Consider the following 14429-nt stretch of genomic DNA (forward strand, 5'->3'; position numbering starts at 1 on the left):
GAAGGCGAGCGGTAGAAGCCAAGGATTGATTGAAAAAGTCTTTTACTGGTTTTTTTTGTGTTCATTTCGTTCGCCCTGAAAGTGTTTGGTGAAAATTGTTAGCAAGTTATCTATTGGTAAGTTAAGAATTCGCTACATGGCAGTCTAAGGTAACTGCATTAGGTGGAGTATGGGCGTATCAACTTAGCGAAAGGGTGAAACGTTGTTAGGTCGGATAGCGCAACGTATGAAAAGTCAAGGCCCAAGTGGGTTTTTTTCGTGGTTGAAGTCAGGGTTAGGTTGGAGGCTTCACCGAATTTGGTGGGCAGCGTCAAAGAGAGTGTTTTTTATTTCTACATTGCGAAGAATGATTTTTCGTCTGAACATGAGAAGGCAGCGTAAAACCGCTCGGGTGAACTTGGGCAAAGAGACGACAGCAACGGTTAAGATTGTTCTCGACAAATTAGAAAACCTGCCCTTTTTGACGCTGGAAACAGTAGATTCTTCGCATGCTTCTTCGGGAGCTCCGTTGGCGGTCGGGATTGTCGTTCCTGCTTTTCAAGCAGAAGAGTTTCTAGATGATTGCCTTGCTTCAGTTAGAGCACAGATATTTCAGAATTGGCGCTGTTATATCATTGATGATGGTTCGACTGATAGGACTGCAGAAATTGGCGCAAATTGGGAGCGATTAGATAACCGATTTCGCCTTATCCGTCACGGTAAAAATGGCGGGTTGTCTGCTGCCCGGAATACGGGGTTGAGGGAAGCCATAGAACCTTTGGTGACTTTTCTTGATGCTGATGATTTGTTGGTCAGAAAGTCACTTGAGCGGCGTGTTGAAATCATGCAAAGAGATTGGCTTCTTGCAGAAGTTGCAGGCTCTTGGGCAGTAACCCTCCAGGTTCCAGAAGAAACAACTGTAGAGCAAGCGGAAGCACTTGATGGCCCGCACGATGGGAAAGTTGTTGATTTTGTTTCCTCTGCCGGTGAATGCCCGTTTAATGCTCATGCTCCGTTGATGAGAACAGACCTACTCCGTTTACTGGGAGGGTTCGATGAGCAAATGAAGCGAGGGGCAGAAGACTGGGATCTTTGGCAACGAGTTCTTCGTCATGGGTACATCTTCAAACCTGCGGGGAGATTATCGGGTGTATATCGACAACGTCGCTCCAGCATGGTGCGCAATGATTCTGTTGGGCATCTGAAGGAAGCTGATCGACTATGTGAAGATGCCCATAGGGCTGCCAAGGTCGAGGAACAAGTAGTTGTTGATAAAGCGGCATCACTGCCGGTCGGCTTATTGAAGGGTGCGGAAATACGCCTTCACCGCGCCTCAACGTATCTTGGCCTTTGTCTGGTCTCTACTGGTGATCCAGAAATTTTGTGTACTCATGAAATTATTGGATTTCTTCGGCCAATGACCGTAGCTCAATTTCAATATCTAGATGTTACGAAGTGGGTAACGGCCGGGATAAACCGAGGCCTTGGACTTGGGGTGGCTTCTCAAAACGTGGATGAAAAGGATAAAGAACGAATCCAACAATTGGCGATGGCAGGGGCAGAGCATCTTCAGGTACTAGTGAGATCATTAGTATCCGATCTGGTGTTACAAGAGGGCGATGTAGTGGATATCCGAAGGTGCAAAGAAGGAGTTGATGTTCTTCTTCTCGCTGAGACATCTGCGGATGTTGCCCCGCTCGCAGAGATAGGTAAGCGACTGAAAGAAGAAAGAGCGGAGGTCTCTTACCTCAATATAGATGTTGTGAAAGGTGATGAAGGAGCAGCGAGATGGGAAGAAACTCCTTTTAGCGGGTACTCCTATGGTGACGTAGCACTAGGCAGAGTTAAAACGTCCAAACTTATTGTTCGTCGCCCTTTTGGGCCAGTGACGGTTGAACTAATTAAAAGCCTTGGAGACAAGGTGGAAGTTGTTGCGGTGGATTCTCCAGAGAGAGAATTGGAACTCACTTGTAATCTTGGCTCGTCGCTCTCTATAAAAACGTGGGAGTCAATTGATGCGACTAAGAAAATCACGCAGTTTGTAAAATGTCAAGAAACAAGAGGCCCCGAGTCGTTGTTGACTACGAACTACGGACGACTCCTCCACAAAGAAGAGGGGGCTCTCGATCTTCGAAGCGCAGAGTTGTTCGATGAGCTGCACAATAAACACGTTGGCGAGACGGTGGTTATTGTTGGTAATGGGCCTTCTCTGAATGAGACCCCCGTCGAAGAATTAGGAGGGGTACCTACTTTTGGTGTAAATGGCATTTTTTATGCCGCAGACCGTTTCCCAGACCCGATCACTTACTATGTGGTGGAAGACACAAGTGTTTTTCGGGAAAACACAAAGGAAATTAAGGGTTTCGAAACAAGTTACAAGTTTTTCCCCACCATCTATCGGGATGCCTTTTCCGATGATGAAGTAACTGATCAAATGATTTTTTTTAGAATGAATGCCGGGTTTTACGATCGAGGTACTGGCACCGCATGTCATCCCCGTTTCTCAGTAGACCCAAGGCAACGTCTCTATTGCGGCCAATCAGTCACTATTATTAACCTTCAACTTGCCTATTGGATGGGTTTCTCTCGGGTTGCGCTGATTGGCATGGATTTTAGCTACACCATTCCTGATGACGTTGACCGAAAGGGAGACGTGCTTACCTCAAACAGTGATGACGTGAACCATTTTCATCCTGACTATTTTGGAAAAGGAAAAACATGGAAGGATCCAAAATTGGATCGTGTTCTTGTTAACTACCGGCTCGCTGGTGAGATGTTCGCTGCAGACGGTAGGGAAATCGTCAATGCTACGGTGGGGGGCAACTTAGACATTTTTCGACGAATGGACCTTCTTGAAGCGATCGGCCGTAAGTAAATGAGCGGGGTGGCAGTAACAGTAGTTATCCCGGCTTTAAATGAAGAAAAGCATCTTGCGGCGTGTTTGAAGAGTGTCCGGCGTCAAAAAGGGGTGATATGGAATTGTGTCGTTATTGACGACGGATCATCAGATGAGACTTTGTCCATCGCCAAAAAAGTAGCCGCGGCAGATGGCCGGTTTTTGGTCATCCAAAATGATAAATCGCAGGGACTAGCAGCGGCGCGAAACCTTGGGCTGAGAGCAGCATCTGGAACTTGGGTAACGTTTCTTGACGCAGATGATTTTTTGTTCCCTTCAGCGTTGGCTCGGAGAGTGCAGCGGTTAGGAGAATCGCCGCTCGGGGTAATTGGATGTTACGGAGACTGGGTCTCGGTGCCCGAGCGGACGATGCTGCTTCCATTTCGTCGTCGGGCCGCTAAACGAGAGGATGTATGGCTAGTTCCAGCGAATCGGTCAGTTCCATTTATCGCAAGCGCTCCTCTATTAAAGCGTGACTTGGTGCTGGCACTGGGAGGTTTTGACGAATCAGCCATTACCGCTGAAGATGCTGAATTTTGGCAATGGTGGCTGCGCCTAAACGGACGGACGGTGTATGAACCAACGCTTTGTGTTGCCTATCGCCGGAGAGCAGATTCTATGACTCGCCGTGACCCTGTAGAACATTTTCGTGCTATCCAGGCTGCGTTCGTTTCGTTCGACCTTGAATGGAACGATGCACCAAAAGGGGTGCTCGGGCGGACAGATGCGTATTATCGCGTTGCCGCAGGTGCGGCCCCTGGGGCATGTTTCACTGCAGCGGGGGAACTTGCTGAGAGAAGTGATGAGGGAGCATTGAGGGTCATTGAAGCAGTCGACTCTGATGTATTGAGGTTGATGGGTTCAACAAGGCTTTCTACTGATGCTTATGCACTAGCAGTCCGACGTACAAGAGGTACTTCGGGATCGCGTGGCCGGCTAGAGGCACTCAAAAAAATAAAGCCCTCGCTTTTAAGATTATTGAGTGAATCTGAGTCTGCCGCCATAACCAATGAAGAACTTTTGCAGGCTGCTCATTGGTTGTGCGGCAAGAGAAAAACGAATGCTAGTAAGAGCAGTAAGTGATTACGATTATTGGTGGATCAGATAATTGGTGGGCGTTTTAACTTGGTTAGTCTGGCAACGGTTCGGTAACTAATTAGTTGGCGTTGGCTTGGTCGATGGCGACAACCAGTTAAAGACCCACGAAGAATTGCTTTGAGAGTGGATAGTCGCCGCCATTCACGTACCAAAGAAAGAAAAGACCAATTAAATAGGTAGATGAGAGCAAAGGGTGGAGGTAACAAACGCCGAGCTAGCCAAACTCTGTTTCGGGCAGTTTGTTTAAAAAAGTTTGGATGGTTACCTTCTGGGGAGGAGACAGGGTGCTGGATCAGCAATAGGGGAGCATAAAGAACCTGCCATCCAGCATCGATAAGGCGCCAAGCGAGATCAGTCTCCTCTAATCCATAGAAATATTCAGCGTAGAATCCACTTACTTGGTCAAATGCACTCTTACGAATCACGCAAGCGCCCCCGGGGAACGAAGTTGCTTGACAAGTATGGTCGGGTCGCTTAAAAAGCATTGGGTGGTGCCGGTTAGTGGTTTCACCGTCAGCATCAGTGATCCCAAGACCCACCACCGCCACCAACGGGTTCGAAGCAGCCATTTCGACCGCTTGGGCGATAACCCCATTAGTGGCATACCACGCGTCGTCATCCAAAAAGCAAAGAAATTCTCCAGAAGCTGCCGCCGCTCCAAGATTGCGCCCTCCAGGAATACCGGTATTTTCCCCTGGCTCAACCACCACATCAGCCAAATCGTGAGCCGAGTTCCCTCCATTTACGACGAGCACAACCTCAACCAGAACGCCTTCTTGGGAGCGAGCAGAAGCGACTGCGGCGGCTAAACTCTCCGGGCGATCGCCCATGGTGAGGATCACCACTGAAACAGAATGCATACGGTCAGGGTAGTGGCCAAAGAGCCGCAACCTTGGAAGATAGACTGGGCTGGTGGCTCTTTCTGTTTCAATCGTGATACGCGCCTTTAACGAGGCCGAGCATTTGCCGACCCTGCTTGAAGGTCTTGCTATGCAAACTCATCAAGCCGATCAAGTGATCTTGGTCGATTCAGGTTCCACCGACTGTTCAGCAGAGATTTGTCAAGAATTTGGAGCCGATGTGGTGAGGATTGCTCCCGGAGATTTTACCTTCGGACGAGCCCTCAACGTAGGTTGCCGAGAAGCAAGTAGCGATATCTTGGTCTTTGTAAGTGCTCACGTGTATCCATTTGATGAGCATTGGTTGGCCCGGCTGGTGGCTCCTTTTGAAGAAAACCCTGAGGTGGCCTTGGTCTACGGCAGACAAACCGGCGATGAGCGCACCCACTTTTCTGAGATGGAGATGATGCGCCGTTGGTTTCCTTACGTTTCTGACCCACAACAAGATCACCCTTTTTGCAATAATGCCAACTGTGCGGTGCGACGCACCGTTTGGGAACAAAACCCCTACGACGAAACCCTCACTGGGCTTGAAGACATGGCATGGGCAAAACAAGCCTTGGCCAACGGTCATGGCCTTTGGTATGAGGCAGAGGCCATGATTGTGCACGTGCACGAGGAAAGCATCGCCCAGACCATGAATCGTTATCGTCGAGAGGCGATAGCCCACAAGCGAGTTTTTGGGCACCAAAAGATGGGGTTTATTGAAGCAACTGGACTTTTTATAGCCAACACGCTTCGTGATTATGTGGCTGCGGTACCTCGGAGATGCTTGTTAAGTAATTTTTTGAGCATCCCTCGTTTTCGTTACGCACAGTTTCGTGGGGCATGGCAAGGGTTTCGCCAACACGATGACCCCACCGCTGAACTAAAGCGACGGTTCTATTACCCCAAAGGCTTTACCACAAAACGAAAACGCCCGTTACCAGGCTCAGAAGGATAGAAAGACTCAATGCTAAACGTTGTTGCATTTATGCCTATGCGTCATTCCAGCGAGCGGGTGCCGGGCAAAAACTATCGGGACTTCAATGGTGCACCGTTGTTTCACCACATGCTGCAAACCCTGCTGGCCTGCCCGCAAATTACTCAAGTGGTCGTTGATACAGATAGCCCCACGGTGGCTGATCAATGCGCAGAAAAGTTTCCTACCGTGTTGGTGATACCCCGACCTAAGCATTTGCTGGGCGGTGAAGTACCCATGACAGAAATTCTCCGGCACGATGCCGGCCAGTTGGATGCTGATTGGTATTTGCAAACACACTCCACTAGTCCTTTGTTGCGCACCGAAACAATTTCTGCCGGCCTTGCTGCTTTAGAAGAAGCGTCAAACACCCACGATTCGTTATTCTCAGTGACGCGTTTACAAACTCGTCTCTATGACGCTGATGGCGTGCCGGTCAATCATGACCCCGCAGTTTTGCTTCGCACCCAAGACCTTCCTCCCCTCTATGAAGAAAACTCAGGCATGTATGTGTTTAGCCGGCAGCAAATATCCGAAGGCCGCCGCTTTGGCGATCGGCCACTGCTCTTTGAAATAGACCCTCTTGAAGCTACGGATATTGACGAAGAAACCGATTTTGTTTTAGCTGAGACCCTGCAGCGCATGAATAAGGAGCAAACAATATGAAAATTGCTGTCACTTGTATTCAACTTATTAGAGACATAGAGGCCTACCTTCCGGCCTTAACCGCCGCTGGTTTCGAGGTGCAACTCCCTGAAATAGCCGGGCAACATCTTGAAGGAACTGAATTGGTGACGGCCCTAGAAGGGTGTGTGGGGGTAGTAGCCGGCGACGACCAGTTCACCGCAGAAGTACTCGACCATTGTTTAGATCTAAAAGCTATTTCCAAATGGGGTATCGGGGTAGATGGCATAGACAAAGAAGCCGCCGCCCTGCGGAATATTCCGGTAACTAATACCCCCGGTGCTTTTGACGACGAAGTAGCCGACGTCACTATGGCTTACTGTGTGTTGTTGCTTCGACAACTCCATGCTGTTGATCATGGGATACAAGCCGGACAATGGCCTAAGCCCGCCGGACGGTCTTTGGGAGGAAAAACCATCGGAGTCATTGGGCTGGGAGGCATCGGCCGGGCCGTGGTGCGCCGAGCCGTAGTAGCCGGGATGACCGTTTTGGGTTCAGACCCCTCATCAGAAAGCCAAAAGGCTGCTACAGAGTTAGGCGCACAGGTGGTCCCCTTTGAGGACCTCATGTCCCGTAGCGACATTGTGTCGGTTAATTGCCCGCTGAACCCCAGCACCCAGCACCTCATCAACGACCAACACCTTGCCCTCATGAAACCCGGCGGGTGGCTGGTAAACGTTGGGCGTGGGGCAGTAGTGGAAACCCCAGCGCTGGTGCGGGCTTTACAAAATGGCACCCTGGCCGGCGCCGCCGTAGATGTGTTAGAAGAAGAACCGCCAGCACCAGACGACCCCATTCGCTTGTTAAAGAACGTTATTTTTGGTTCCCATAATGCTTCGAATACTTTGGAGGCCTCGGCCCGGGTACACGTGCGGGCCTTGAAAAACCTGGCTCACGAACTCGGCGTAGAGTTGGACCTATGAGCCGAGTTGCTGTCGTCACTGGAGTAAGTAGTGGAATCGGGGCTGCCGTTTGTGCAGAGTTTCGTCGTCAAGGCTGGGAAGTAATAGGAGTAGGGCGTAATGAGGCGCCGGAGCCCCTTGAACGCTTTGAGTACGCTGATCTTTCGCAACCAGATGCGGTTAAAGAGCTTTTTGAACGCCTGGCTGACGTCGAAAAAATTCACGCCATAGTAAACAATGCCGCGGTAGGCCTAGATAAGCCTCTGACTGCTACTAGCGACGAGGAGTGGCAAGCAGTTTTTGATGTCAACGTAAGAAGTGCTTTTCAAATGATACGGGCCGGAGCCCCACAACTGGCCCGAGCAAAAGGAGCCATTGTAAACGTGGGGTCAGTGCACGCCGTAGCTACTTCTATCAACGTGGCCGCCTATGCCGCCTCTAAGGGAGCATTGGTGGCATTAACCCGCGCTGCGGCGCTAGAACTCGCCCCCCAAGGCATTCGTTGCAACGCAGTGCTTCCTGGGGCAGTAGCCACCCCCATGCTGGAAGATGGTTTAAGTCGACGCCCCCACCCCGCCGGCCCAGAAGGCAACCGCCAAAATTTGATAGACAAAACACCGCTGGGCTTTATTGCCACCCCCGGCCAGGTCGCCCCCACCATCGTGCACTTTGCCGACAGCCAGCAAACCCCTTATCTGACCGGCCAAATGCTGGTTGTTGATGGCGGCGCCACGGCACGACTCTCCACCGAATAGTCCGCCATGTCCCAGGTATTGTTTGATCGTTTGCCCGTATTGCAAATAATTGGCGGATCTTCGCCAGAAGTGAATGAACAACCAGCAGCAATCCTGGTGGCTCAAGCCGCCTACCACTTAGAAGAACTTCTGCCTTTGGCTAACCAGCTCCACCGAAGAGGAAAACCTTGCTTGGTGGTAGCGCCTGCCCCGCCCCGCCGAGTGCTGCACCGGTGGCGGCCATCAGTAAAACGACATAAAGAACTTTTAGATGCCGCCCCATGGGCTGGGGGGCAACTCCTCACCGAGACCCAACTAACCCAAGCAACAGCATTAGTGGTGCTAAACGATTGGGGGACTACCGCTTCGTTGGTTGATTTTATGAAAAACCAGCAAGTCCCCACCTTCGCATGGGTAGAAGGCGTGCAAGACTTTCAAGACGTTGACACAGGAAAACAACGGCAGGCCTACCGAAGCGTAGATCACGTATTTTGCCTTGGGCAATACAGTTACGACGCTCTCTCCGGTTGCTCTCGGACTCTGATCGGCAGCGAACGGTTAACTAAACTCTGGCACCAAGAACCCCTACCGGCTCAAGACGAAAAACTGCTGGTGAATCTCAACTTCACTTACGGGGTGGGGGAACAACACCGCCGGCCATGGTTAAAGAGTGTGCAAAAAGCTAGCCGCCTCGCTGGGTGGCGGTACACCATTTCACAGCATGTGGCCGACAAAGGGCTAGTGGCACCATGGCGTCGGTCTCAAGAAGATGCGGGGGCGTTATTGAGTCGCTCACCGAGGTTCGTAACCCGGTTTAGCACCCTGGGCTACGAGGCTTTGGTGCGAGGCGTACCCATGACCTACCACAATCCACATGGCGAGAAGGTCCCGACCTTTGCTGACCATCGAGGTGCTTTTTCTCTTAGTTCCTCTGTTGACGAGTTGGCCAAAGCATTGAGAGAACCTCCACCTTCTCGAGAAGAGGTCCGCAAACAAGCAGAAGAATTTTTATACCACCACCTGCACCTAGAGAGAGCAGAAAGTCCAGCAGAGCGAGCCGCCAAGCAAATAGCCGCAGTGCTGGAGAGCTAGTTGGCCCAACTCCCCAGAGGGTTAGGCAAAGTGCCGGCGACCCCCGGGGTGCAGATATAGAGATCGCCTGCTCCTTCGGGGCAAGGGTCGAGGCCTATGGCGGCGGTGGTAATAACGAGTTGATCTAACTTAGGCCCGACAAAAGCAGGGCAAGTGACCTGGGGTGTTGGTACTTCAATACGTTCGGTCACTGTTCCGTCGATTAGACGAACCACTGCGCTGCCTCCCCACAAGGCAACCCAAAGGCCTCCTTCAACATCAATGCACATGCCATCTGGTGCCCCCATTTCTGAAGGAATATGCGCCCAGGGTCGACGGTTGGCCACCACACCGCTTGAGGGATCGTAGTCAAAAGCGTCAATCCGTTGCGTAGGGGTATCAACATAAAACATGGTGCAGCCATCGGCGGACCAAGCCAGCCCATTCGAGATCGTGACGCCGTCAACCAACATGCGCACGCCAGCGCCACCGAAAGACCATAAAGAACCGGCACCTTTGCGGGGCCGGCCAGTGGTCATGGTTCCACCCACAAAACGCCCCTGTGGGTCCACCTTGCCGTCGTTCATGCGCAGATCTGGTGCTTGTAGAGGTAACCCAACTACCAGAGAGCGATCGTCAAGACGACATAAGCCATCGGGAGTTGCCGCTAGCCAAGAATTTGTGGCGGTGAAGGCAAGAGCCCCCACCGAAGTAGACATTTGGGTGGGGGACCCTACCTGGCCACTTAATGAAAGTCGATTTATCTGACCGGCCAAGACATCAACCCACACCACCTCTTGGGCCTGCGTATCCCAAACCGGACCTTCGGCCAACTCTGCGCCAGCCGCTAATAAGCGCTCTGCCTGCATGGGTTCCGGCTAGCCAGCGGGGTGGGTGGCCGCCCGGTAAAGAGCGATCACCTCATCGGTGGGGCCGTCGGCTTTTAGTTCGCCCTTTTCAATCCATAAGGTACGGTCGCAGGATCGAGCTACTTCAGCCGTGTCGTGACTCACCAATATCACCGCACCTGCTTGAGAGCGGATCTTGTTAATCCGAGCGGCACTTTTTTCTTTGAAATGAGCATCGCCAACTGCTAATGCTTCATCAATAAGCAAGATTTCTGGCTGATGAGCAGTGGCAATAGCAAATGATAACCGAGCCCGCATTCCAGAAGAATAAGCACGCATAGGAAGATCAATAAAATCCTCCAATTCCGCAAAAGCGCAGATGTCGTCTAATTTGCTTTCGATCTCACGCTTTGACATGCCCATGGCTAACCCACCAATAATGATGTTCCGTCGACCCGAAAGGCCCGGGCGAAGAGCGGCGCTAACTGCCAACAAGGTGGGGCGTGAGCGTACTTTTATTTTTCCTGACTCTAAAGGAAGCAGCCCCGTAAGGGCCATTAACAAAGTGGACTTACCAGAGCCATTCGACCCGATTATGCCGAGGCTTTTCCCTTCGTCTAGGCGAAACGAGATGCCTCGGACGGCATGTATGGAGCGGAACTTTCGCCGAGAACGACCTTTGGAAAACATTTGTTTGATTCCCGGTTTGGCATCTTCGTAGACCCGGTAAATGACGTTTACATCGTCGACCACCAGGGCCGTCCTCATACTCATGCTCCATACCGGTGCTCGCCGGCCCGAAAATAAAGCAGTCCAGCAATTGGAAGAAGGGTCGCCCAAACGATAAGGCCCACGACGCAGGCGGTAGGTGCTGGCAGCCCCATGAGCGACCATCGGGCAATGGTGATGATGTCATACATAGGGTTTAAAGCAAACAAGTTTTGCATAGTGGTGTTGGTGATGAAAACTTCCACACTGAAAATAACCCCCGACATATAGAACAAGAGGCGAAACAAGTGAGGCAAAATTTGCTGAATGTCGGTCACCGCGAAGCCGACACGAGCAATGATGAAAGCAGCGCCGACACCGAATAAGGCTTGGCCCAGCAAAATCACGGGGAGAGCGAACCATCGCCAAGTAGGGAGTTCTCCAGTGATGAGCACAAATCCAAGGAGCACCACAAGGCTCGGGGCAAAAGCAATGGTTTGGCCAGTAACCGCCGAAACCGGCAAGAGTGATCGAGGAAACTGAATGGACCGGATAAGCGATTCGTTGCGTTTAATTGAGGCGGCAGCTTCTTGTACGGCCCGTTGTGTTAGCTGGAAAATTAAAATACCCACCACTAAAAAACCAAGAAAGTTGTCTACTCCGCGACTGGTTTTAAGCACTACCCCAAAGATGACGTAATAAACCCCGATGAGCATGAGCGGGTTTAACAAATGCCAGAGTTGGCCAAGAGCAGTGTCCATATTCTGCGCCCGAATGTCGTTCGCTGGTACCACAATGGCAAACTCACGCCGCTCCCACATTTCCCTCAGATAAGGGCCGAGTGGGGTCTTGGCACTGAGCTCGATGAGGTCGGAATCTGCGAGGTTTTCGGCCATCGGGTTACCCTATCGCTTCGGTCGTTGTGCTTGGTTCACTGAAGTTACTTTGAAAGCCGAAACAGAAAGCCCCAACCCCAAGACAAGTGCATGGTGGCGAAGGTTCGCAGCAAAGCCCACCGCTGGGGGGCTAAAAGATCCCTTTGTTTGGTGGATGCGGCCAATAAAGCAAACAAATAAACACCGGGCACGGTAAGCCCCCAAAGGCTGCCCAAAGCGAGTGCTATGGCTGACCCGAAGAGCGCCAGAACCAGCCCTGGTGCTGCCAACTGGCGTAACCGCAGCGACCGTGGGTTCTTCAGAAGCATGCGGCGTTTCCATGCTCCATATTGAAAGTATTGAGAGGCCAGTTTCTTCAAGGTAGGTCGCGGCCGATAATCCACCACGAGAGTTGGGTCAAACCAAACGGTCAAGCCCGCTTCACGAAGTCGCCAGTTGAGTTCGTAATCTTGATTGCGAATGTAAGACTCATCAAAACCACCCACGGCCTCCAGCGCCGCCCGGGTAAAGGTACCTAAATAAACGGTATCTACCGGCCCCTTGTGGCCATGGCCACGAAAACTTGCCGGGCCAGCCCCAAACGGAGACCGCATGGCCAAAGCAATGATTTGTTGCATGCCTTCATCGCCCACCGGGTTTTGCACCCCGCCCACGTTGGCTGCTCCGGTGCGCGCCAAAGTAACTGCCGCTTGTTGCAGATAACCAGGGGGGAGCACCGACTGGGCATCCACTCGAGCCACCAAATCGCCGCGGCTAGCGGCGATAGCCAAGTTCAAAGCTGTCGGGGTACGGCCACTGGGGTTGGCAACCACCTGCAAGCGGGGTTCTTTTGCTTGCCATTCGTTCAAGATTTCTTGGGTGTGGTCATCGCTCGGGGCAAGGGCCACCGTGACGTCAAGAGGGCCCGAATATTCCTGAGCAAATACTGCTTCAAGGCAAGCCTCGATGACATTGGCGGCATTTAACGCCGGGATGACTACTGAAAGCGACGGCAAAGGAGCGGAGGTCATCGAGCCGAGTGGCGGAGCACTACCAATACCGTTCTGAGCCCGATTTGCAAATCAAGAATCGCTGACCAGTTCACGATGTATTGCAGGTCGTGACCCAATTTGTATGACGGGTCCGTTTGATAATGGCCACGCACCTGAGCCAAACCGGTCAAGCCCGGCGGTACATCGTGGCGGCGCTCGTAACCAGGTATTTCGGCTTCGAACTGGTCAACAAACTCCGGGCGTTCGGGCCGAGGGCCCACCAACGACATCTCACCTTTCAGTACATTCCACAACTGGGGGAGTTCATCTAACCGGGACTTCCGCAACCACCCCATGCCCGCCAATACTCGAGGGTCGGCTTCTGTAGCTAATTGCGCCCCCGTAGTCGACTCCGCTTCGTGGGCCATGGTGCGAAACTTCCACATGGCAAAAGGCTGGCCAAGGTAGCCCACTCGTTGCTGACGATAAAAAATACCTGTCCCGGCGCGAGTTCGTACATAGAGCGCAACCAAGAAAAACCCCAATACGGCCACCGGCACAGCCAGTAAAAGATACAGCAAATCCAAAAGACGTTTGAGCCGCAGGGAATGCGACGGCACCGCATGGGCTCTTAAAGCTACAAACGGCATACCGGCTATTTGACGACTGCGTTGCAGACCCAACAAAGTGTCGGCGGGGGTTATTCGCTTGTAAACCCCAACCCGGCGGTGGCCAAGTTGACCCAAAGGCTGCGGATAAATCTCATCCAGAGTTTCACCACTCAACAACAGCACATCGGTGGCTTCTACTTGGTCAACCTCGTGTATCAAGTGGCCGCCCGGTGCAACTTGTCCTACCACCTCAATGTCTCCGCCGGCCTCTTCAATGTGGCGAGCCGCTAAGGCCCGATCCTCAGTTTGCCCCACCAAAAGAACCCGTGGATGCCCAAAACGTCGAGAGCGCACCGACCGAGACAGCCAACGATTAAAAGTAACCAGCAGCGAAGCCGCCACCAAAAAAGCCAACAAGTTTCCGCGAGGCATGAAATAGCGCCCGGTAGTAAGGGCAAAGAAAGCAGATATCAGCACCGCAAAAAGAGTGAGTGCAGAAACCCGTGGCAGCCAGCCTGGCCGACCTAAGCGTTGCTCGTATTCGTAAAGGCCACCGAAATAATAAACCCCCAAATGAATAACCGTGGCCGCCCCAAAGCCCGCCAAATGGTAGTTAATGGAATAGGTAGGCCAAGCGGTACCAAAACGCACGGTGATAATGAATGCCATCAAGGCAAATAAGCCAACCGAATCAAGAATCAAGAGATAACGAAAGCCCAAAGAGCGCAGCCAAGGCAAAGGCCAGCGCTCAGTTTCAGGTTTATCCGGCCGCGCCGGTACGGATTGAGTAGTCATGATGTAAAAGGTTGTGCCCCTAGCGTAACGCTCCGCTACCAAAGCAAGAGTTCATGCCCGCCTCGTCTAGAATCTGACCAATGAAGATCTACACCCGCAAAGGCGATGACGGCACCACTGGTTTGCTTTATGGCGGCCGGGTAGCCAAAGACAGTCCGCAACCGGTGGCCTACGGCGATGTGGATGAAACCCAAGCAGCATTGGGTTTGGCTCGGGCTGCTGCTGGCTCAGAATTAGCTGAAGTGTTGTTAAAACTTGAAGGTGACTTATGGTTGGTGATGGCCGAGTTGGCATGCCTTCCCGAGAAGTTGGACCGCCTTACCGAAGCCGGCACCCGCCCCACAGAAAAAGACGTAACGCAGTTAGAGACCCTGAT

The 14429-nt window shown here is 52.1% G+C and carries 14 protein-coding genes; 8 read left to right on the forward strand and 6 right to left on the reverse strand.

Features of this window, described 5'->3' with window-relative positions; all coding sequences use genetic code 11:
• Window positions 1–226: 226 nt before the first annotated feature.
• Together EYQ49_06680 and EYQ49_06685 are read left to right on the forward strand one after the other, a co-directional pair.
• Window positions 227–2854, forward strand: a complete 2628-nt coding sequence (locus EYQ49_06680; protein ID HIG25555.1) for a glycosyltransferase — start codon at window positions 227–229, stop codon at window positions 2852–2854.
• Window positions 2855–3958, forward strand: coding sequence for a glycosyltransferase family 2 protein (locus EYQ49_06685; GenBank protein HIG25556.1), 1104 nt, complete (start codon window positions 2855–2857; stop codon window positions 3956–3958).
• A gap of 17 nt (window positions 3959–3975) precedes the next feature.
• On the opposite strand, the gene EYQ49_06690 is transcribed toward EYQ49_06685, so the two are convergent.
• Window positions 3976–4833, reverse strand: a complete 858-nt coding sequence (locus EYQ49_06690; GenBank protein HIG25557.1) for a glycosyltransferase family 2 protein — start codon at window positions 4831–4833, stop codon at window positions 3976–3978.
• A gap of 49 nt (window positions 4834–4882) precedes the next feature.
• Between EYQ49_06690 and EYQ49_06695 the strand changes: the two genes are divergently transcribed.
• The 5 genes from EYQ49_06695 to EYQ49_06715 are packed head-to-tail and all read left to right on the forward strand — an operon-like array spanning window position 4883 to window position 9245.
• Window positions 4883–5815, forward strand: a complete 933-nt coding sequence (locus tag EYQ49_06695) for a glycosyltransferase family 2 protein (GenBank protein HIG25558.1) — start codon at window positions 4883–4885, stop codon at window positions 5813–5815.
• Window positions 5816–5824: 9 nt separating this feature from the next.
• Window positions 5825–6499 carry an acylneuraminate cytidylyltransferase family protein gene (locus tag EYQ49_06700; GenBank protein HIG25559.1) on the forward strand — a complete coding sequence of 225 codons (675 nt, stop codon included), beginning with the start codon at window positions 5825–5827 and terminating at the stop codon, window positions 6497–6499.
• Window positions 6496–7440: a dihydrofolate reductase gene (locus EYQ49_06705; GenBank protein ID HIG25560.1), complete on the forward strand. Its 945-nt coding sequence runs from the start codon at window positions 6496–6498 to the stop codon at window positions 7438–7440. The genes EYQ49_06700 and EYQ49_06705 overlap by 4 nt, the downstream gene beginning before the upstream one ends.
• On the forward strand, window positions 7437–8174 hold the full coding sequence (locus tag EYQ49_06710) for an SDR family oxidoreductase (protein HIG25561.1): 738 nt from the start codon (window positions 7437–7439) through the stop codon (window positions 8172–8174). The genes EYQ49_06705 and EYQ49_06710 overlap by 4 nt, the downstream gene beginning before the upstream one ends.
• Before the next feature lie 6 nt (window positions 8175–8180).
• A complete protein-coding gene (locus EYQ49_06715; GenBank protein HIG25562.1) occupies window positions 8181–9245 on the forward strand; it encodes a hypothetical protein in 1065 nt (354 codons plus the stop codon).
• Here EYQ49_06715 and EYQ49_06720 read toward each other — a convergent pair.
• From EYQ49_06720 to EYQ49_06740, 5 genes are read right to left on the reverse strand one after another with little or no spacing between them, the layout of a single operon-like run.
• Entirely contained in the window at window positions 9242–10093 is an 852-nt protein-coding gene (locus tag EYQ49_06720; GenBank protein ID HIG25563.1) for an SMP-30/gluconolactonase/LRE family protein, read from the reverse strand. The genes EYQ49_06715 and EYQ49_06720 overlap by 4 nt on opposite strands.
• A 9-nt stretch (window positions 10094–10102) precedes the next feature.
• Window positions 10103–10846, reverse strand: coding sequence for an ABC transporter ATP-binding protein (locus EYQ49_06725; GenBank protein ID HIG25564.1), 744 nt, complete (start codon window positions 10844–10846; stop codon window positions 10103–10105).
• Window positions 10843–11676, reverse strand: coding sequence for an ABC transporter permease (locus EYQ49_06730; protein HIG25565.1), 834 nt, complete (start codon window positions 11674–11676; stop codon window positions 10843–10845). The genes EYQ49_06725 and EYQ49_06730 overlap by 4 nt, the downstream gene beginning before the upstream one ends.
• Window positions 11677–11720: 44 nt before the next feature.
• Window positions 11721–12686 (reverse strand): glycosyltransferase, encoded by a 966-nt coding sequence (locus tag EYQ49_06735; GenBank protein HIG25566.1) that lies wholly within the window; start codon window positions 12684–12686, stop codon window positions 11721–11723.
• Window positions 12683–14053, reverse strand: a complete 1371-nt coding sequence (locus EYQ49_06740; GenBank protein HIG25567.1) for an exopolysaccharide biosynthesis polyprenyl glycosylphosphotransferase — start codon at window positions 14051–14053, stop codon at window positions 12683–12685. Before EYQ49_06740 ends, EYQ49_06735 begins: the two co-directional genes overlap by 4 nt.
• Before the next feature lie 80 nt (window positions 14054–14133).
• Here EYQ49_06740 and EYQ49_06745 point away from each other — a divergent pair.
• On the forward strand, window positions 14134–14429 hold a 296-nt coding region (locus EYQ49_06745; GenBank protein ID HIG25568.1), incomplete at its 3' end, for an ATP:cob(I)alamin adenosyltransferase.

The sequence above is a fragment of the Acidimicrobiia bacterium genome, from assembly GCA_012959995.1.
Classification (GTDB): domain Bacteria; phylum Actinomycetota; class Acidimicrobiia; order Acidimicrobiales; family MedAcidi-G1; genus MedAcidi-G2B.